The organism is Mycobacterium sp. pUA109, from assembly GCF_041287095.1.
GTDB lineage: Bacteria > Actinomycetota > Actinomycetes > Mycobacteriales > Mycobacteriaceae > Mycobacterium.
In genome coordinates, this window is record NZ_JBGGKS010000013.1 from 166692 (window position 1) to 184441 (window position 17750).

Genomic DNA, 17750 nt, shown 5'->3' on the forward strand with positions numbered 1-17750 from the left:
TTGTGTGACCGACCCCGCCCATCCGTTCTGCCCATCCAACGACTCCAGGATTCCCACCAGCCCTAACGATCCGCTGTGTGCGCAGATGCCGTGGTCGGCCGCCTGCGTGGGCGGGCCGTGGGGCAACGATGACCCCATCGGGCCGGGCGATCCGGATTGCATTGGCAACATCGATCCCATCTGCGGTCCCCCAGCTCCCCCACCGGCGGATCCACCAACCGTTCCACCGCCGGCGGGTCCACCGACCGTTTCACCACCGGCGACTCCACCGACCGACGGGGCACCGCCGCCGGGAGCTCCCCCGACGGGCGCGCCGCACCCTCCCGGGACGCCGCCGACCGACGGGGCACCCCCACCGGGGGCTCCGCCCGTTGGTAACCCACCACCTAACTCACCGCCACCGCCCGGCGGCACCGCCCCCGGCGGTCCGGGCGGCGGTGACACGCCTAGCGGGCCCGGTGGCGCCGCGCCCGGCGGCGGGGACATCGGCGCTCCCAGCGGCGGTGCCGGTGGCGGCAGCATCGGCGGCGGAGCCGGCGGCGGCAGCATCGGCGGCGGCAGCATCGGGGGCGGAGCCGGCGGCGGCAGCAGCATCGGTGGCGGCAGCGCCGGTGGCGGTGCCAGCGCCGGAGCGGGTGCCGGCCACTGAGCCGCGCAATAATGTTTCGCTACCACGGGCGCCGATTAAGACGGCCCGGCGATGCCCGCGCCGGCACCGATGCCGTCGGGGTCTTGAGCCTGGCATCAGCCGGCCCGGCACCTAGTGCGCGACGCCTGCCAACCCGGCCAGCACCCCAGCGTCCGCCAGCGCGTGATACCCGCCGATGACATCGGTGGAGCGGCGTAACCCGAGGTCGACCAGCGATGCCGCGGCCAGGCTGGAGGTGTAGCCCTCCGAGCACAGGATCACCCATTCGACGTCGTCGTCGACGGCTTGCGGCAGCCGCGCGTCGCTGGTCGGATCGCAACGCCACTCCAGCACATTGCGCTCGATCACCAGCGCCGCCGGTACCTCGCCTTCGCGCTGCCGTTGGGCCTGCGGGCGGATATCGACGAGCACCGCGCCGCGCCGCAGCGCGTCGGGCACCTCATCGGCGGGTAGCCGGCGCAGCCGATCCCGTGCCGCCGCCAGCACCCGGTCGATCCGGCTCGTCACGCTTGTCCCTCGGGCTCGTCGGTCAGCACGGTGCGCTGGCGGCGCAATGTCTTGCGTCCGGTGACCTCGTAGTAGGACATCGCGGTCAACGGCGGCGAGTAGGCGTGCACGCTCAGCGTGGGCTCCACCGGCTCCACCGGCGCCGCGGATACCGTCGACGACGTCGGCGCCCACACCACGTCGTGCACCCAGCCCAGCGGGAACGCGGCCTGATCACCGGCTTCGAGTCGATTTCTGCGCAGTTCGCCGGCGTCCCAGCGGTATTCGTCGAGCGAACCCGACAGCACCGTCAACGCGCCGAGCGACCCGCCGTGGTCGTGCAGCTCGGTGGCGTGGCCGGGCACCCAGCTGATCAGCCAGATGTCGACCTCCTCATCACCGTGGATGCGGGTGAACCAGCGGTCGTCGGTGGGCAGGCCGCCCACCGGCAGCAGGACGTCATAGCGTCCGCTGAGCACGTCGTCGGCGGCGCGGTCGGTGGCGTGTAACAGGTCGGGCAGCCGCAGCCGGGTGGGGCCGGACACCGAGGGGACCGGCGACGGGCGCAGCGCAACAGGATTGGCGAGAACCATGAAAGCAACTCCAGAACGGATGGGCGGATCGGAAATCGACGGCAGCGAGCAGCTACGGGCGACAACAGCTCCGAAATCCGGCGTCCTCCATCACGTCAGCCATGCTAGCGGCCATGGCCGGATACGCGGCGGCCCCTGATGCGCCGCGGTGCCGGTGACAGCCGGTTTGCGCTGCTGGCGCGGGACAAATCCGCCGCGGGCAGCAATTCGAATCACGGCGAAGGAAAAGACCTCGGCGCCGCCTGCGCTCCGCCGGCTCCCGACAAATCGCCCTCCAGGTAGCGCTGCAAGTTCGGCGCGATCGCCGCCACCACGTCGTCCTCGGTCATCGACGCCAGCGGCTCGATCTTCCAGACGTAGCGCATCAGCGCGAACCCGATCATCTGCGAGGACACCAACCCACTGCGCAGCAACCGGTCGCAGTCGTCGACGCCGAGCCGGGCCACGTCCATCAGGCTGCCTTCGATGATCATCCGCAGCTTGTCCCGGGTGGCCGGCTCGTGCGCGGCGATCTGCAGGATGGCGCGCAGTGTGGGCGCGACGTCGTCGTCGGCCCAGCTGGTCAGCAGCAGCCGCAGCATCGCGGCACCCATCTCCGCGATCGGCCTCTGCTGGGCGGCCGCGACGCCATCGAGCCACTTCTGCGGCGGGGTGGTGGCCGCGTCGAGCAGGCCTTCCTTGGACCCGAAGTAGTGGTAGACCAGCGCGGGGTCCACATCGGCGGCCCGTGCCACCGCCCGGATCGTGGTACCGGCCCAGCCATGTTCGGCAAACGCCTCACGGGCAGCGCCCAGGATGCGGGCCGCGAGCACGCCCCGCTCATCGCGCGGGCCGGGCGTCACCGGTTTCTTCACCACGGTTTCACCATACCGTGAAATTCCCCTTGCGTTGAGACTAGTTTCATCGTAGCGTGAGACTAGTTTCAACAAGCCGTGAAAAGAGTCGTTATGAACACCGCGAACCCCGATGCTCCCGCGCTCGACCGCCCCTGGCGGCGCCCCGGCGCGCTGCGTTACGCGCTGACCCGGCTGGCGGGGTTGCTGCGCTGCCCCGTCGACGTGTATCCGCCGCCCCCGGGCGCGGTGCTGCTTGAGCGCGACGTCGCGGTCACCGCCCGCGACGGCACCGTGCTGCGGGTCAACGTCCATCTGCCCAGCGGCGCTGGGCCGTTCCCGGTGCTGCTGTCCGCGCACCCGTACGACAAGGACACCGTTCCGGCCAAAAGGCGCTGGGGCCCGGGCTATTCGGTGCCGTTTCAATACCGCATTCTGCGGCAGCCGTCGCGGATTCGGTTCTCCAGCCTGACCGGTTGGGAGGCACCCGATCCGGCATGGTGGACCGCGCAGGGCTTCGCGGTGGTCAACTGCGACCTGCGCGGCGCCGGGCATTCCGACGGGGTGAGTGCGCTGCTGTCCGACCAGGAGGGCGAGGACGTCTACGACCTCGTCGAGTGGGCCGGCGCGCAGCCGTGGAGCAGCGGGGCGGTCGGCATGATCGGGGTGTCCTACCTGGCGATTTCGCAGTGGAAGGCCGCGGCGCTGCGGCCGCCGCACCTGAAGGCGATCGTGCCATGGGAGGGCTTCACCGACCCCTACCGCGATCTGCTGCGCCCCGGCGGCATCCAAGAGGTCGGGTTCGTCCGGGTATGGAGCCGCGGCCTACGCAAGGTGCGGTTGAAATACCAACTCGGGGAGGAGAATACCAAGCGGCCGGTGATCGACGACTGGTGGCGGTCGCTGGTGCCGGACCTGGCCCACATCGAGGTGCCCGCGCTGATCTGCGGCAGCTTCTCGGACAACAACCTGCACAGCCGGGGGTCGGTCCGCGGGTTCGAACAGCTCGGCTCGGCCGAGAAGCATCTCTACACCCACCGCGCCGGCAAGTGGTGCAACTTCTACTCCGAGCCGTCGCTGCAGGCCCAGCTGGCGTTTCTGGACCGGCACCTGCGCGACGGTGCCGCGGCGCCGCTGCCGCGGGTTCGCCTGGAGGTGCGGGAGAGCCGCGATCAGATCGTGGCGGTCCGAGACGAGGCCAGCTGGCCGCTGGCGGCGACGCGGTGGACGCCGCTGCACCTCACCAACGCCGGCCTGTCGACGGACCCGGCCGGTGCCGACGGGGCGATCAGCTTCGACACCCGGTCGCGCGGCGCATGTTTCGGCTGGACCGTGCCCGACGACACCGAGCTGACCGGGCCGATGGCGGTGCGGTTGTTCGTCGAGATGACCGGCCACCCCGACGTCGACCTGTTCGTCGGGGTCGAAAAGTGGCGCGGCGCGAGCTATATCCCGTTCGAGGGCTCCTACGGGTTCGGGCGCGACCGCATCACCTCCGGCTGGTTGCGGGCGTCGCTGCGCGCCCTCGACGAGCAGCGGTCGCGGCCGTTCCAGCCGGTGCCGACCTTCACCCACCCCGCACCCTTGCAGCCCGGGCAGGTGGTGCAGGTCGACGTTCCGCTGGGCCCGTCGGCGACGCTGTTCCGGGCCGGCGAGCGGCTGCGACTGGTGGTCGCCGGCCGGTGGCTGTGGCCGCGTAACCCGCTGATCGGGCAGTTTCCCACCGCGTACCGGAGCCTGTCGCGGGGCACGTGCACCCTGCACTGGGGCCCCGGCCGCGACGCCCGGTTGTTGGTGCCGGTGATCGGCTGACTCGGGTGTAGGCAAGATGGAGTGGTGACACGTGCAGACGGACGCCGGGTCGCCCTGGTCCTCGGCAGCGGCGGCGCCCGCGGCTACGCCCATATCGGGGTGATCAACGAGCTGCGCGACCGCGGATATGACATCGTCGGGATCTCCGGGTCGTCGATGGGCGCGTTGGTCGGCGGGCTGCAAGCGGCCGGCCGGCTCGATGAGTTCACCGAGTGGGCCAAGGCGTTGACGCAGCGCGCGGTGCTGCGACTGCTGGACCCCTCGATCACCGCGGCGGGAGTGCTGCGCGCCGGGAAGATCCTGGACGCCGTCCGAGACATCTTGGGCGACATCACCATTGAGCGGCTGCCGATTCCCTACACGGCGGTCGCGACGGATCTGATCACCGGCAGGTCGGTGTGGCTGCAGCGCGGCCCGGTCGACGCCGCGATCCGGGCGTCGATCGCCATCCCCGGGGTGATCGCCCCGCACGTAGTCGACGGACGGCTGCTGGCCGACGGCGGGATCCTCGATCCGCTGCCGATGGCGCCGATCGCCGCGGTCAACGCCGACCTGACGGTCGCGGTGAACCTCAGCGGCAGCGAGGAGGAGGCCGCACCCCACGACGACGATCCCGAGCCGCGTCCCACCGCGGAGTGGCTGCATCGCATGCTGCGCAGCACCTCCGGGCTGCTGGACACCAATGCCGCCCGGTCGCTGCTGGACCGGCCGACGGCGCGGGCGGTGCTCAGCCGGTTCGGCGCGTCGATCCCGGACGCCGACATCGACGCCGAACCCGAGCCCGACGCACTGCCCGAGATACCGGAGGTGCCTGAGGTGCCCAAGCTGGGCAGCTTCGAGGTGATGAACCGCACCATCGATATCGCGCAGGCGGCGTTGACCCGCCACCACCTGGCGATGTATCCGCCCGATCTGCTCATCGAGGTGCCCCGCACCGCGTGCCGCAGCCTGGATTTCCACCGCGCCGCCGAGGTCATCGACGTGGGCCGCGAACTGGCCGCCACCGCCCTCGACGCGACGCGCGACGCAGGCTGAATCAGCCGGGCAGGAATTCGGTCACCGCCGCGGCCACCCGGCGCCCCTGCTCACGGCCGGCCCGCGCCGACGCGGCCCGGCACCGCGGGTCCAGCGGGTTGGCGCCGAAGGCGGCCAGCGCGGCATCGTCGGCGAACACCCCGAACGCCGCACCGCCAAACCCGGCGATCTCGGCGGCGGGACCGTCCCCGAACGGCGATGGCGCGGCTTCCCCGGCGGGCACCAACACCACCGCCACCGGACAGTCGTCGGCCACCGCCAGGTTGACCGAGCTGCCGATGCCGCCGTCCATGTAGCGCCGACCCGCGATCGTCACCGGCGGCCACGCCCCGGGCACCGCACAGCTGGCGGCCACCGCGTCCACCAGGTCGACACCCGAGTCCCGGTCGAGCACCACCAGTTCGCCGGTGGCGATGTCGATGGCGGTGATCCGCAGCTCCCGGTCCGGCCAGGCGTGCGACGGCAGCCGCTGCTCGATCACGTTGCGGCGCACCGGTTCGGCCACGGTCGGCGCCGCCGCCGCGACCGCCCCGATCCGTTGCAGCTTCTGCGCGGTGGAGGTGTTCGGTTCGGTGACCGCGGCCAGGATCAGCTCGCCGATCTCGTCGACGCTCACCCCGGGATCGATCTCGGCGGACGGCCCGTCGACCTGCCGGGTGAACAGTTCCTGCAGGCCCACACCGCTGCCGATCTGGGCGGCCACCGCCGATCCCGCCGAGGTGCCGACCAGCACCGCGGAGTCGAGCAATGCGCGCGCGGTGGCCGGTGCTTCTTCGGCGATGCCCTGCAATACCCCGGTCTCCCAGGCGATTCCTACCACTCCCCCGCCGGCCAGCACGAGCGCGCGTTTGGTCGTCACAGTCACCGAGTGTGCCAGTTACCCGAACGGGTGCTGTGCGGCGGCCGCCACCGAGCTCAGGTCCGCGCGGCGCAGCTGGTGGCTGGGCGGGTCCGGCAGCACCAGGTCACGGGTGATGTGTAACCCGGCGTCGACGTGCACCAGCTCCCCCGGCGCGATCAGCTGCCAACGCGGGTCGTCGTCCATCGGCTCGCTGGCGAATACCACCGCCGGCCGGCCGCGCAGCTGCTCGGCGTGCGCGCGAATACGCCTGCTGCGCAAGGCCAAACTCGGCGGTGCACCGTCGCGGCGGTCCAGCATGTACAGCTGGTTGGGTTCCGGGTAGCGCAGCGCCCACACCTCGGTGGCCGTGCTGAGCAGCACGTTGACGGCGTAGATCGGCACATTGGCGGCCAGCCAGGTCAGGGCATCGACCAAGCCGGCCGCCACGCCGCCGCGTCGCGCCCGGATGGCGGCGGTGATCAGCGCGAACACCCGCTCGGAGTCGGTGTGGCCGGCCACCAGGTCGGCGGCGCCGACCTCACGCAACCGCTCGTCGAGCACGTCGAGCCCCTCGACCACGCCGTTGTGCGCGAAGATCCGGCCGTCCTGCAGGAACGGGTGGGTGTTGACCACCGCGTGCGCACCGGTGGTCGCGTACCGGACGTGGGCGACGAACGTGGTGCCGGTCATGTCGTGGGCTTCGGTCGCGAAGTCGGCGTCCTGCCAGGCCGCGATGGGCTGCTTGCGCAACTCCGGCTGCCCGTGGCCGTCGAACACGCCCAGCCCGGTGCCGTCGGGATTGCGCCGGCTCTGCTCGGCAAGGCTGTCCGGGGCGTCGAGCAGCCAAAACGTGGCGGTCACCACCTTGGACCCGGCGTGCAGCGCAAACAGGCGGCACATGCCGGTCAGCCGGCCAGCTGCGCGGACAGTTCGGCCAACGCCTGGCGGGCGTAGCCCTTCCACAGCCGGCCGAGCACCGGCAGCGCGGGGCGGGCCAGCACCGATCGCGGGTGGATGGTCCACCGCCAACTGACCTGGGTGGCGTCACCGTCGGGGGTGAACCGCCATTGCCCCTCGACGAGGTCGACCAGTGGGGCCAGCGGGCCCTTGATGTCGGTGAGGGTGTAGTCGAAGCGGTGCGGCGGGTCGACGGCGGTCAGTTGCTCGCGCATGCTGCCGCCGCCGGTCAGCAGCACGGTGCGGGTTTGTCCGGCCGCGTTCCAGTCACCGCTCTGGTCGCGCACCTCTTTGATCGGCGGGATCGGCCCGTACCAGCGCCGAAACAGTGTCGGCAACGGCAAGGGCAGGGTGCCGGCGAAGGCGTCGGCAACGCCGACGGGTATCGCCCGTGATTGCTCGACCGTTAGAGACATGGCTTGAGGCTAGGGCTTCCCGGCGCGAGCAGACGCAAAAGCGCCCATTTCGGCGCGGGATCGGGGGCTTTTGTGTCTGCTCGCGGTCAGTGCGCCAATCCGGGTGCGGCGCGGCCGGTGACCAGCGGCAGGTCGAAGAAACCCTGGATGCCGGCCGGCGCCGCGCAGACCGCCGGGATTTTGTTGACGCAGTGCGCCGCGGTGGCGACGATGCCGGGGTTGCTCTTCAACCCGGCTTCGACACTTTCCGGCTGCCAGCCCTTCACGGTGACGAAGGTGTCCGGATTGCCCCGAACCTCCATCTCGTACCGCTCCCCCGCCGGGCCGAATGACCATGGCGGGTCCAGGTTTTCCTCACCCATCAGCCAGTTCACCGTGATGCGCACCACCGGCGTGTCGGCCACCGTCGCCTCCCAGTGGAACCGGCGCCCGGCGACCTGACCGGGTTCAATCGGCCCGATCGGCGAGTCGATCGCGGCGGTGGCGACCGCCACCTCCTGGGAGGAGCGCACCGTGGGATCGGCGGCAAAACCCAACCGGTCCACGCACAACCGCACCGACTGAACAAATCCGCCGTCGAGGAGTTTTTGCATCGGCCCGGTCAGCGCATTGTCCGGTGTCCCGCCGAACCCCATCACGTAGCGCAGCACGTCCGGGGCGCCGTAGGTCCGCAGATCGGAAAACTCTTCGGAGCGAACATAGGTCACCCCGGTTGACATCACCGACAGCAGCAGCGGAAACAACTCGGTGGCCGCCCCGGGGCCGATGCCGGCGCCGTGCAGCGTCGCGTTGCCGGCCTGCGCGGCGATCTCCAGCGGCGCGGCCTCGTGTTCGCTGGGATAGAACCAGCCCAGCGGGGTGACGACGTTCTTGCCGGAGCGCAGCAACGCGGCGACTTCGTCGACACTGGGCAGCAGCGGCGCGTAGATCACCGCGTCGGCGTCCAGCGCGAGGATGTCGTCGATGTTGTTGGTGGCGGTCACCCCCAGCGGCGGTGCGCCGAGGATGTCGCCGACGTCCTTGCCGCTCTTGGTTTCCGAATGCACCCAGCAGCCGACCAGCTCAAGTTCGGGATGTTCGAGCACCCCGTTGATCGCGGCCACTCCCACCGAACCGGTCGCCCATTGCACCACGCGCAGACTCATGGTCACTTTCTACCTTCCCGCGAGCGGACGCAAAAGGGGGCTTCGCTCCGCGAGGCAGGATAAAACCGTCGCCGACGGTGCGACCTCATACGCTTTGGGCGCTCAAAGCGTATGAAATCGCACAATCGCGGACGCTTTGGCAAAGACGGCGTCAGTCGCGCACCTCGGTGACCTGGTAGGCGTTGTCGGCATACCGGGACCGGATGGTCTTCTTGTCGTACTTGCCGACGCTGGTACGCGGAATCTCGTCGACGAACGTCCAGCGCTCCGGCAGCCACCACCGAACGACCCTGCCGGCCAGGAAGGTTCGCAGCTCACCGGCCTGCGCGGCGGCGCCCTCCCGGGCCACCACCACCGCCAGCGGCCGCTCCTGCCAGCGCTCGTCGGGCACCCCGACCACCGCCGCCTCGACCACGTCCGGGTGGGCGATCAGCGCGTTCTCCAACTCGACCGAGGAGATCCATTCCCCGCCGGATTTGATCACGTCCTTGGCCCGGTCGGTCAACGTGACGAAGCCCTGCCCGCCGATGCGGCCCACGTCCCCGGTGCGCAACCAGCCGCCGTCGAACTTCGATTCGTCCTGGCCCCGGTAATACGACCCGGCGATCCACGGGCCGCGCACCTCCAGTTCGCCGACGGCCGCACCGTCGTTGGGCAACACCTGACCGTCGTCGTCGACGATGCGGGTTTGCACCCCGCACACCGGCTGCCCCTGGGTGCCCCGCAACGTCCAGTGCTGTTCGTCCGGGGTGCCCGGCGGCGGCCACGCCATGGTGGCCAACGGCGACGTTTCGGTCATCCCCCACAACTGGCGGATCTGCACCCCGTATTTGTCCTCGAAGGTGCGCATCAGCGACACCGGCACCGCCGAGCCGCCGCAGGCGACCAGGCGCAGCGACGACATGTCGTGGTTGGGTTCGGTGTCCAGGAAGTGCATGACGTCATTCCAGATCGTCGGCACCGCGCCGGCCACCGTGGGCCGTTGCGTCTCGACCGCGTCCACCAGGGAACGGGCATCGAGGTGGCGGTCCGGCAGCACCAGGTCGGCGCCGGCCATCAACGCCGCGTACGGCAGCCCCCAGGCGTTGGCGTGGAACATCGGCACGATCGGCAGCACCCGGTCGACGGATCCGACCCCGATCCCGTTGGTGGTGCAGGTCGCCATCGAATGCAAGTAGCTCGAACGATGGCTGTAGACCACGCCTTTCGGGTTGCCGGTGGTGCCGCTGGTGTAACACATCGCGGCCGCGGAGTTCTCGTCGATCTCGGGCCAGTCGAACGCGGTCGACTCGGCGCCCACGACGTCGGCGTAGCGCAGCACCGTCTTACCGGCCTGTTCCAGCGCCGCGGTGTCGCCCTCGCCCACCGCGATCACGGTGTGCACGGTGTCGAGCTGGCCCAGCACCGGGGCCAGCAGCTTGGCCAACGACACGTCCACCAGCACGATCTGATCTTCGGCTTCGTTGGCGACGTAGACGATCTGGTCGGCGAACAGCCGGATGTTCAGGGTGTGCAGCACCGCCCCCATCGCCGGCACCGCCAGGTAGGCCGCCAGGTGTTCGGCGTTGTTCCACATGAACGTGGCGACCCGCTGGTCGCCGGTGATGCCGAGACGGCGCAGCCCGTTGGCCAGCTGGGCCACCTGCTGTCCCAGTTCCCGGTAGGTGCACCGGCGGTACCCGCCACCGGTCGCCGTGGTCACCGTGCGGTCCCCGTGGACCGCGGTGGCGTGGTTGAGGATGGCGGTGATCGTCAGCGGGACATTCTGCATCGTGCTGTACACGACGTACCACCTTTGCGCTGTTAGCCGTTCTTGTCTACAAGCCCGGCCCAAACGCTACCCGTGTGGGTGTGCCACCGAGGGCTAGACCAGCGCCGTCTCCAGCTCAAACAGCTCGGGACGGTCGGCGACCTCCCCCACCAGGGACGCCGTGGTCAACCCGATCGACACCACGGTGACGGCGCCGGCGTGGTCGGCGACGTAGAGGTGGCTGCCGTCGGCGCTTTCGGCCACGCAGGACGGCTGCGCGTCCAGGGCGACCGTGCCGATCACGTCGTGGGTCAGGGTCGACATCACGGTGACGCCGGTTCCGGTGACCAGGTAGGCGCGCGCGCCGTCGGTGCTGAGCAGCAGCTGGGTGACGGTGTCCAGCGACCCGATTTCCAGGCTGCCGGTGATGACCGCGGCGCGGGTGTCGACCACATCGATCACCGCGCCCAGGTCGGGGTCGCAGCTGGCGACGTAGAGGATGTCGCCATCGTGGTTGAGCGCGAGACCCCGGATGGGCGAACCGATCTCGATGGTGTCCAGCACGCGGCGGGCGGCGGTGTCGATCACCGCTAACCCGCTGCCGTCGGGTCGCTGGATGGCGACGTAGAGGCGCTGACCGTCCGGGCTGACGGCCAGGTTCTCGGCGACGGCACCCGGCGCAACCGCCAGGTCGATCACCTGGGCCTGTTCGGTCGTGGTGTCCAGGACCACGACATCGGCCCCGTCGGCGCTGATGCGGCTGGTGAATACGAGTTTCCCGTCCGGGCTCACCGCCAGGTCGCGCACCGAGCCGGCCAGCGGGTATCCGGCGACGGCGGTGCCGGTGACCAGGTCGACCGCCGCGATCGCGTCGTAGCCGGGTGAGGCGACGCCGACGTAGACCCGAGCCTCGTCGGCCTCGTCGGCGGCGACCGTGAACGGCTCGGGCAGACCGGTGAGCGTCGCCGCGACTCGCCCGGCGGCCAGGTTGACCACCGAGATGCTGTCATCGCCGTAGTTCGTCACCACCAGGCGTCGGCCGTCGCGGCTGGCCGCGATGCCGGCAATGGGACCGTTGCCCACACCGATGCGACCGGCCACGGTGAGCCCCAGCGCGACGCCGACCTCCAGCAGCGGACCGGCCTCGGCCAAGACGTCGGGGAGGTACCGGTGCGAGCGCGGGCCCAGGTTGACCGCCAAGTCCTGCAGTGCGGGAATCCGCACCGTGGGCGCCGACGACGGCGGCTCGGCCAGCGCCACACCGCCGGTCGCGTCACGGGCCTCGCTCATCGCGGTCACAGCCTTTGCCATCGTTGTCGAACCTCCCCGCGGGCAGCAGCAACACCGCCCTGGATATCGATTGCAGCGCCCGTCGGGCACAAGTTCCATTCGAGTTTAGCGGCGGAATTCACGGTCAAAAGGAAGCATTTCAGCGTTGTGACTCATATCGCAGAACGCGCTTAGATTGCGCTTAGCCAACGACTATTCCGTGCGCCACAATGCGTTCCGCAGCAACTCGGCGACCGAGGATCGACGTGGGCTTACCGCCGCGTGGCGAACGGGTGATCTCGGCCTCACGCAATTCTCGGAATTAAGAGCCTCTTAACGTCTGGCCAAAAAGAGGCGAACATCACATTGCGCCGCAGGTGTCGGGCGCGCCGAACCAGCGTGTCAGCGCCGCGTGCAGCCGATCGACGTCGTCGGGGCGCGCATCGTCGGCGGCCCAGGCAACGTAGCCGTCTGGCCGGATCAACAGCGCGGCCGCCGCGGTGTCGGAGCTGGTGACCTTCGCGACGTCCAGTCGGTCTGTCCACCCCGGCACGGACTCGGCGAACACGCCGCCGGTCAGGTCGAGCAGCAGCGGGCGCGCCGCACGCATCGCCTCGGCGACGCGGCGTCCGTCGCTCAACGTCAACTCAGGGACCAAATACCCCGACAGCGGGTGATCGTCGCCGAGGTCGTAACGGGTGTCCGAGCCGGCCAGCAGCCGCGCCAAATGCACTGCAGCGTCCGGGGTTTGCGTCAGCTCACCGAACAGTGCGCGCAGCGCGGCGACCTCGGGACCGGGGGCCATCAGCGCGAGCTGGGACATCGACTGCATCATGACGCGCTCGCCCACCGGATACCGCTCGTGCTGGTAGCTGTCGAGCAATCCGGTTGGCCCCCAACCGTTCACGACGGCGGCTAGCTTCCAGCCGAGGTTGACCGCATCCTGCAAACCGAGGTTGAGGCCGGGCCCGCCGATTGGGGAGTGCACGTGGGCGGCATCGCCGACCAGGAACACGTTGCCCTCGCGATAACGGTCGGCCTGGCGGGTGTTTTGGCCGTTGATCCGCCGCAGCGCGTGCGGGCCGGGTCCGCGGGGCGGTTCCACCGGCAAGTCGATCCCCAGCATCCGGCGCAGGCTCTCCCGCACTTCCTGCACCGTCATCGGCGCGTTGTCGGCGACCGATCCGTCCCCGAATTCGATTGTTCCGATTAGCGGCCGCCCGGGTTCCAATTCGGCGACGACGACACCGCCTCGGTCTACTCTGTTGTGCCCAAACGGGATTCGCCCTCCCCCGGGGAGTGCGATCCCGCCGTCCTCGGCCCGCAGCTCGGCAGGCAGGTGGACGTGGGCGATCCGCAGCACCACCGGGGCGGTGAAGCCGGGAAAGTCGATGCCGACGGATTTGCGGACCCGGCTGCGACCGCCGTCAGCGCCGACCAGGTATCGGGCGCGAAGCGGGTAGGGTCCGTCGGGGCCGGTGACGACGAGGTCCACGCCGCCGTCGCGCTGGGTCACGTCGGTCAGTTCGTGGCCCCAGCGCAGCTCCGCGCCCAGGCCGTGGGCCCACGCCGCCAGGTGGGCCACCAGCCGTGGCTGCGGGATCAACAACCCGCGCATCGGATTGTCCGGCACGGCATCAAACGACACCGGAATGCCGCTGAAGACATAGAACGGGATTGGCTGCGGCGGCCCGGGCGGGCCACCGAGCTCGTGGTAGAGCCCGCGCATGTCGAGCACCCGAACCACCTGCCCGACCAGGCCGTTGGCCTTGGGCTCGGCGCTGGGTTCGGCAAGTGCGTCCAACACAATTGGCCGCACGCCGGCCAGCGCGAGTTCGCCCGCGACCATCAGGCCGGTGGGACCGGCGCCGCAGACGACGACATCGACCGCGTTTTCACCCACCCGACCAGAGTAAGCCAACATTGCCTACTGGGCAAGTTTGCCTTACGGGCATGTTTACGTGGGCTGCACGGGCACCTTGGCGGCGATCTGGTTGGCGATGTTGACCGCCGTGTCGGCGGGGTCCGCGCTGCAGGTGTTGACGTCGACGACGACGTTGTTCCGCACGGTCAGGGCCCGACCGCAGGCCCAGCCGGGGGCGCCGGCGTTTTCTTGGGTCGCGATGGTGCTGAGCACGCCCTTGTCGTTGGTCACCGGCCCGGCTTCCCACTCCGAGCCGGATTGGATGTGGGTGTACAGATCGCAGGTCGGCCACTGTTTGGCGGAGGCGTCGTAGAAGGCGGCGGCCTGTTTGGCCGACGGAAACAGCACCACGGCCTGCTCGACGAAGTGGGTGAAGTTATCGCCCTCCTGCAGGGTCTGATCCCGCATGGCGCTGAACCCGCTGTCGGCGTAGACCTGCGCTTGCGCCGCGCCGTCGATCGCCAGGCACTCCCGGGGCTGCATGGTGGCGCTGTCGTCGGACATCGCGTTGTGATACCTGGTGACCGCCATCTCGGTGGCCCCCATGACGCCGTTGACCTGCTCGGGGGTGAGCAGCAGCCCTTTCAACGCCTTCTCGACGACTGGCGGCGGAGCCTTTGTCGTGGTGGTCGATGTGGTGCTCGTCGTGGCGCGCTTTTGGTCACCGCTGTGGCAGCCCGGAGCCAAAAGGCTCACGCCGGCAACGACGAGCACCACCGTCATACGACGCATGTGTTCATTCCAAGCCTCGCCCTAACCCCCGACCGGTCAGTGCGGAGCTACCCCTGCAACGTTGCCGGCCAGGACTCGCGTGTGCTGAGCGTAAGTGACACCGGGCGAGTAATGCGACGTATTTAGCCGATTCTTGGCCTGCCCGTGATCTTGTATCAACGCCGGATGGGTTGCTGTGCGACCACACTGGCCCTCGGTGCCCCCAGTCGGACTCGAACCGACACTGGGCGGATTTTAAGTCCGCTGCCTCTGCCAATTGGGCTATGGGGGCTTGCGGCGAATCTAGCGTGACGGCGGCAGCGGCCCCCGACCGGGACTACACGGCAGGTGGCCTGGGCGCGCGGCATTGATTCCGCGGAACGGGAATTGGGCGAGCTGCCAGGTGCTACAGGTGGTGGGGGCAGTACGCGTTCGCCGAGATCGCGGTGAACTGCGCGGCGCTCGCCATGGTGAAGCCGGGGTTGGTGCTGCGCACCGCGTTCACAGTGTCGAGGGGGGTGAGTCCGCCATCCATCAACTTGCACACCGCCTGGCCGGCGGCGATGGCCTGCCCGGCGCCGCGGTGGCCAAGGCCCGCCTGGTCGAGCGCGGCGAGAAACGCCGCATCGTCGCCGGTCGTGTCCGCGTGTGCGGGTGCGGCCAGGCCCACCATTGCGGCGGCGCTTACCAGCAGGAGTAGGCGCTTCATGCAGGTCATTCTGCTCAGGGCCCGTTAAATCCGTGTTACCTGACTTTTACCGTCGTTCACTAGCTTGTTAAATCCATGTGACAGATCCTCGCGTCCACCGGGGACACGGGGCTGCGCTGTGGGTCCTAGAGCTGGCTACATGTGTTCGGGGCAGTAGGAAGTTGCGGAGATGACCGCAAACCTGGCGGCATGCTCGGTGCTGAATCCGGGGTTGGTGCTTTGCACCGCCACGACGGTGTCCATCGGCGACAGGCCGGCGTCCATCAATTTGCACACGGCATGTCCGGCCACGATGGCCTGGTCCGGGCCGCGGTGGGACAGTCCCGCCCCGGAAAGTGCGCCAAGGAATTCCGCATCGCTACCGGCGTAATCGGCGTGCGCCGGCGCTGCGAGGCCGACCATCGCGGTGGTGAGACCCATCAGCAGGAGTAGGCGTTTCATGGCTGGAAGTCTGCGTGGGCTCCGTTAAGTCGGTGTTACCGAGCTTTTACCGCGTCGGATCGCGTTGTTAATTCCGGGTTACAGGCCTTTCATCCGGCCCCGACGAGGCCGGTGATCCGCAGGTCAGACACCGGTTGACACCGCTAGCCTATGCATCGAATTTTGTTGTTCAACAGCGTTATTCGTACCGACGAATCCACCGGCCGGCCGCCTCACAACAAGGCGGTGCGCCCTGTGCGCTGACACATGCGTGCGCCTGCGGATCCCGGCGCCTTGAAATCACAGGCGCCCCTTTTGTATCGAAGTCCGACGCCGCGCAACCGTCCGCGTGACGCGCGACACCGCCTGCGGCGCAGGTGTGTAAAAAGTTCGGACGTGCAAGTTAAGAAGCAGTTAACCGACTTTCATTGCCGACGTCAGTTAGGGAACTGTGGAGCCTGCTCAGTAGCCGACCTATGACAGGCCGGCTTGTTTGGCTAAGGAGAGGGCAATGTCTTTCGTAACCACCCAACCTGAGGCGCTGACGTCGGCAGCCAGCACCCTGCAGGGGATCGGCTCGGCGTTGGCCGCCCAAAACGCCGCCTCGGCCGCCCCGACGACCGGTGTGGTTCCGGCCGCCGCCGACGAGGTCTCGGCGCTGACCGCGGCGCAGTTCGCCGCGCACGCCAGCCTGTACCAGCAAGTCAGTGCGCAGGCCAGCGCGATTCACGAAATGTTCGTCAACACCCTGGGCATGAGCGCCGGGTCGTATGCGGCCACCGAAGCCGCCAACGCTGCCGCCGCGGGCTGAGCGGGGCAATCATGTTTGATTTCGGAGCCCTACCGCCGGAGATCAACTCCACCCGGATGTATGCCGGCCCCGGTTCGGCGCCAATGATGGCCGCCGCGGCGTCGTGGCGCGCGCTCGCCGCCGAACTCAGCTCGGCGGCCAGCTCCTACGAGGCGGCCCTTACCCAGCTGACCGGTGAGGAGTGGACGGGTCCGGCGGCGGCCGCCATGACCGCCGCCGCCACCCCGTACATGACGTGGATGGGCACCACCGCCGCCCAAGCCGAACAAGCCGCCACCCAGGCCACCTCGGCGGCAGCCGCCTTCGAGGCGGCCCATGCGGCCACCGTGCCGCCGGCGGTGGTTGCCGCCAACCGGGCTCAACTGGCCACGCTGGTCGCGACCAACTTCCTGGGCCTCAACACCGCGGCGATCGCCGCCAACGAGGCCCACTACGGGGAGATGTGGGCCCAGGACGCCGCGGCGATGTACGGCTACGCCGGCTCCGCGGCGAGCGCCTCGCAGGTGACCCCGTTCACCTCGCCGAACCAAACCACCAATCCGACCGGGATTGCCGGGCAGGCTGCGGCGGTGACCCAGGCCTCGGGCACCGCCGCAGGGAACAGCAGTGCCCAAGTCTCGCAATTGATCTCGTCGATGCCCAGTGCGATTCAAAGCCTGGCCTCGCCGATGTCGTCCGCGACCTCGGCGGCGTCGGTGCCATCGGGACTGGCCAGTGCCTTACCCAGCTCCAGCGACATGATGAACGTGATCTTGAACGGCATCTCCTCCGGAGGCGCCACGGCCGCGATGTATATCCCGTCGACCCTGATTCCGAGCATGATCGGTTACCTGACCGGTCCGGGTTTCAACGCCATCAACGGTGGTGCGGCCTCCTCCGGCTTGGGGGCACTGCTGGCCCCCGGTGGTCCACTGGGCGAGCTCGGTGCGCTCGGAGGCGTCGCCGGTGCCGCGTCGTCGGCCGCGCCCGGGCTGAGCGCCGGCCTGAGCGGAAGTACGTCGGCAGTGACCGCCAGCATGGGCCAGGCGTCGCTGGTCGGCGCGATTTCCACCCCGCCGAGCTGGGCGGCGGCGACCCCGGCCAGCGCCGCCAGCACCGGCGCCATGCAGGGCGCCGGCTGGGCCGTCGCCCCGGAAAGCAATTCGGTGGCCGCCATGCCCGGCGGAATGCCCGGCGGCGCCGGCGGGCGCGGCGGTGGATTCGGTTTCGGCGCACCGCGTTACGGCTTCAAACCCACCGTGATGCCACGTCCCGTGGTAGCCGGTTAAGCCATATCCCTTTCGCAGACAACAAGTTAAGGAGAGAGCACAATGCCTACGCGTTTTATGACCGATCCGCACCAGATGCGGGCCATGGCGGGCCGCTTCGACGTGCACGCCCAAACCGTTG

Annotated in this window: 18 protein-coding genes, 1 tRNA gene and 1 pseudogene; 5 read left to right on the forward strand and 15 right to left on the reverse strand. The window is 69.4% G+C overall.

Translation table 11 applies throughout. The features are described 5' to 3' along the window. Window positions 1–391 precede the first annotated feature (391 nt). The 4 genes from ACAG26_RS16585 to ACAG26_RS16600 all read right to left on the reverse strand — a co-directional run bounded on the left by ACAG26_RS16585 (window position 392) and on the right by ACAG26_RS16600 (window position 2540). Window positions 392–658, reverse strand: coding sequence for a hypothetical protein (locus tag ACAG26_RS16585; protein ID WP_370484061.1), 267 nt, complete (start codon window positions 656–658; stop codon window positions 392–394). Between the two features lie 102 nt (window positions 659–760). Next, entirely contained in the window at window positions 761–1156 is a 396-nt protein-coding gene (locus ACAG26_RS16590) for a rhodanese-like domain-containing protein (protein ID WP_370484063.1), read from the reverse strand. Continuing rightward, window positions 1153–1728: a cysteine dioxygenase family protein gene (locus tag ACAG26_RS16595; protein WP_370484065.1), complete on the reverse strand. Its 576-nt coding sequence runs from the start codon at window positions 1726–1728 to the stop codon at window positions 1153–1155. Before ACAG26_RS16595 ends, ACAG26_RS16590 begins: the two co-directional genes overlap by 4 nt. A 212-nt stretch (window positions 1729–1940) precedes the next feature. After that, window positions 1941–2540 (reverse strand): TetR family transcriptional regulator, encoded by a 600-nt coding sequence (locus tag ACAG26_RS16600; RefSeq protein ID WP_370484110.1) that lies wholly within the window; start codon window positions 2538–2540, stop codon window positions 1941–1943. A 135-nt stretch (window positions 2541–2675) separates the two neighbouring features. On the opposite strand from ACAG26_RS16600, the gene ACAG26_RS16605 reads away from it, so the two are divergent. Beyond that, window positions 2676–4373: a CocE/NonD family hydrolase gene (locus tag ACAG26_RS16605; RefSeq protein WP_370484066.1), complete on the forward strand. Its 1698-nt coding sequence runs from the start codon at window positions 2676–2678 to the stop codon at window positions 4371–4373. A gap of 24 nt (window positions 4374–4397) precedes the next feature. Then, window positions 4398–5408 carry a patatin-like phospholipase family protein gene (locus ACAG26_RS16610; RefSeq protein WP_370484068.1) on the forward strand — a complete coding sequence of 337 codons (1011 nt, stop codon included), beginning with the start codon at window positions 4398–4400 and terminating at the stop codon, window positions 5406–5408. A 1-nt stretch (window position 5409) separates the two neighbouring features. Here ACAG26_RS16610 and ACAG26_RS16615 read toward each other — a convergent pair whose 3' ends face one another. The 11 genes from ACAG26_RS16615 to ACAG26_RS16665 all read right to left on the reverse strand — a co-directional run bounded on the left by ACAG26_RS16615 (window position 5410) and on the right by ACAG26_RS16665 (window position 15571). Continuing rightward, complete coding sequence (locus ACAG26_RS16615; RefSeq protein ID WP_370484070.1) at window positions 5410–6267, reverse strand: patatin-like phospholipase family protein; 858 nt, start codon at window positions 6265–6267, stop codon at window positions 5410–5412. An 18-nt stretch (window positions 6268–6285) separates the two neighbouring features. Then, window positions 6286–7149, reverse strand: a complete 864-nt coding sequence (locus ACAG26_RS16620) for a class II glutamine amidotransferase (RefSeq protein WP_370484072.1) — start codon at window positions 7147–7149, stop codon at window positions 6286–6288. A gap of 5 nt (window positions 7150–7154) precedes the next feature. After that, on the reverse strand, window positions 7155–7622 hold the full coding sequence (locus ACAG26_RS16625; RefSeq protein ID WP_370484073.1) for an SRPBCC family protein: 468 nt from the start codon (window positions 7620–7622) through the stop codon (window positions 7155–7157). A gap of 86 nt (window positions 7623–7708) precedes the next feature. Continuing rightward, entirely contained in the window at window positions 7709–8773 is a 1065-nt protein-coding gene (locus ACAG26_RS16630) for a dihydrodipicolinate reductase (protein WP_370484075.1), read from the reverse strand. A 145-nt stretch (window positions 8774–8918) separates the two neighbouring features. Beyond that, window positions 8919–10550 (reverse strand): long-chain fatty acid--CoA ligase, encoded by a 1632-nt coding sequence (locus ACAG26_RS16635; RefSeq protein WP_370484076.1) that lies wholly within the window; start codon window positions 10548–10550, stop codon window positions 8919–8921. Window positions 10551–10631: 81 nt separating this feature from the next. Further along, entirely contained in the window at window positions 10632–11828 is a 1197-nt protein-coding gene (locus ACAG26_RS16640) for a YncE family protein (protein ID WP_370484078.1), read from the reverse strand. A 319-nt stretch (window positions 11829–12147) separates the two neighbouring features. Beyond that, window positions 12148–13689, reverse strand: a complete 1542-nt coding sequence (locus ACAG26_RS16645) for an FAD-dependent monooxygenase (RefSeq protein ID WP_370484080.1) — start codon at window positions 13687–13689, stop codon at window positions 12148–12150. 54 nt (window positions 13690–13743) lie between these two features. Beyond that, window positions 13744–14442, reverse strand: a complete 699-nt coding sequence (locus tag ACAG26_RS16650; RefSeq protein WP_370484082.1) for a sensor domain-containing protein — start codon at window positions 14440–14442, stop codon at window positions 13744–13746. A 197-nt stretch (window positions 14443–14639) separates the two neighbouring features. After that, a tRNA-Leu gene (locus ACAG26_RS16655) sits at window positions 14640–14713 on the reverse strand. A gap of 114 nt (window positions 14714–14827) precedes the next feature. Then, complete coding sequence (locus ACAG26_RS16660) at window positions 14828–15130, reverse strand: DUF732 domain-containing protein (protein ID WP_370484084.1); 303 nt, start codon at window positions 15128–15130, stop codon at window positions 14828–14830. A gap of 135 nt (window positions 15131–15265) precedes the next feature. Continuing rightward, on the reverse strand, window positions 15266–15571 hold the full coding sequence (locus tag ACAG26_RS16665; RefSeq protein WP_370484085.1) for a DUF732 domain-containing protein: 306 nt from the start codon (window positions 15569–15571) through the stop codon (window positions 15266–15268). Between the two features lie 490 nt (window positions 15572–16061). On the opposite strand from ACAG26_RS16665, the gene ACAG26_RS16670 reads away from it, so the two are divergent. The 3 genes and pseudogenes from ACAG26_RS16670 to ACAG26_RS16680 form a co-directional block, all read left to right on the forward strand. Further along, entirely contained in the window at window positions 16062–16361 is a 300-nt protein-coding gene (locus ACAG26_RS16670) for a PE family protein (protein WP_370484087.1), read from the forward strand. Between the two features lie 11 nt (window positions 16362–16372). Further along, window positions 16373–17629: a PPE family protein gene (locus ACAG26_RS16675; protein WP_370484089.1), complete on the forward strand. Its 1257-nt coding sequence runs from the start codon at window positions 16373–16375 to the stop codon at window positions 17627–17629. 42 nt (window positions 17630–17671) lie between these two features. Further along, window positions 17672–17750: pseudogene (locus tag ACAG26_RS16680) on the forward strand (WXG100 family type VII secretion target); the annotation flags it as partial.

Coding starts and splice junctions, on each gene's coding strand:
- ACAG26_RS16595 (WP_370484065.1), bottom strand. CDS start 1,728: ATGGTTCTCGCCAATCCTGTTGCGCTGCGCCCGTCGCCGGTCCCCTCG.
- ACAG26_RS16605 (WP_370484066.1), top strand. CDS start 2,676: ATGAACACCGCGAACCCCGATGCTCCCGCGCTCGACCGCCCCTGGCGG.
- ACAG26_RS16620 (WP_370484072.1), bottom strand. CDS start 7,149: ATGTGCCGCCTGTTTGCGCTGCACGCCGGGTCCAAGGTGGTGACCGCC.
- ACAG26_RS16625 (WP_370484073.1), bottom strand. CDS start 7,622: ATGTCTCTAACGGTCGAGCAATCACGGGCGATACCCGTCGGCGTTGCC.
- ACAG26_RS16640 (WP_370484078.1), bottom strand. CDS start 11,828: ATGGCAAAGGCTGTGACCGCGATGAGCGAGGCCCGTGACGCGACCGGC.
- ACAG26_RS16650 (WP_370484082.1), bottom strand. CDS start 14,442: ATGCGTCGTATGACGGTGGTGCTCGTCGTTGCCGGCGTGAGCCTTTTG.
- ACAG26_RS16660 (WP_370484084.1), bottom strand. CDS start 15,130: ATGAAGCGCCTACTCCTGCTGGTAAGCGCCGCCGCAATGGTGGGCCTG.
- ACAG26_RS16665 (WP_370484085.1), bottom strand. CDS start 15,571: ATGAAACGCCTACTCCTGCTGATGGGTCTCACCACCGCGATGGTCGGC.
- ACAG26_RS16670 (WP_370484087.1), top strand. CDS start 16,062: ATGTCTTTCGTAACCACCCAACCTGAGGCGCTGACGTCGGCAGCCAGC.
- ACAG26_RS16675 (WP_370484089.1), top strand. CDS start 16,373: ATGTTTGATTTCGGAGCCCTACCGCCGGAGATCAACTCCACCCGGATG.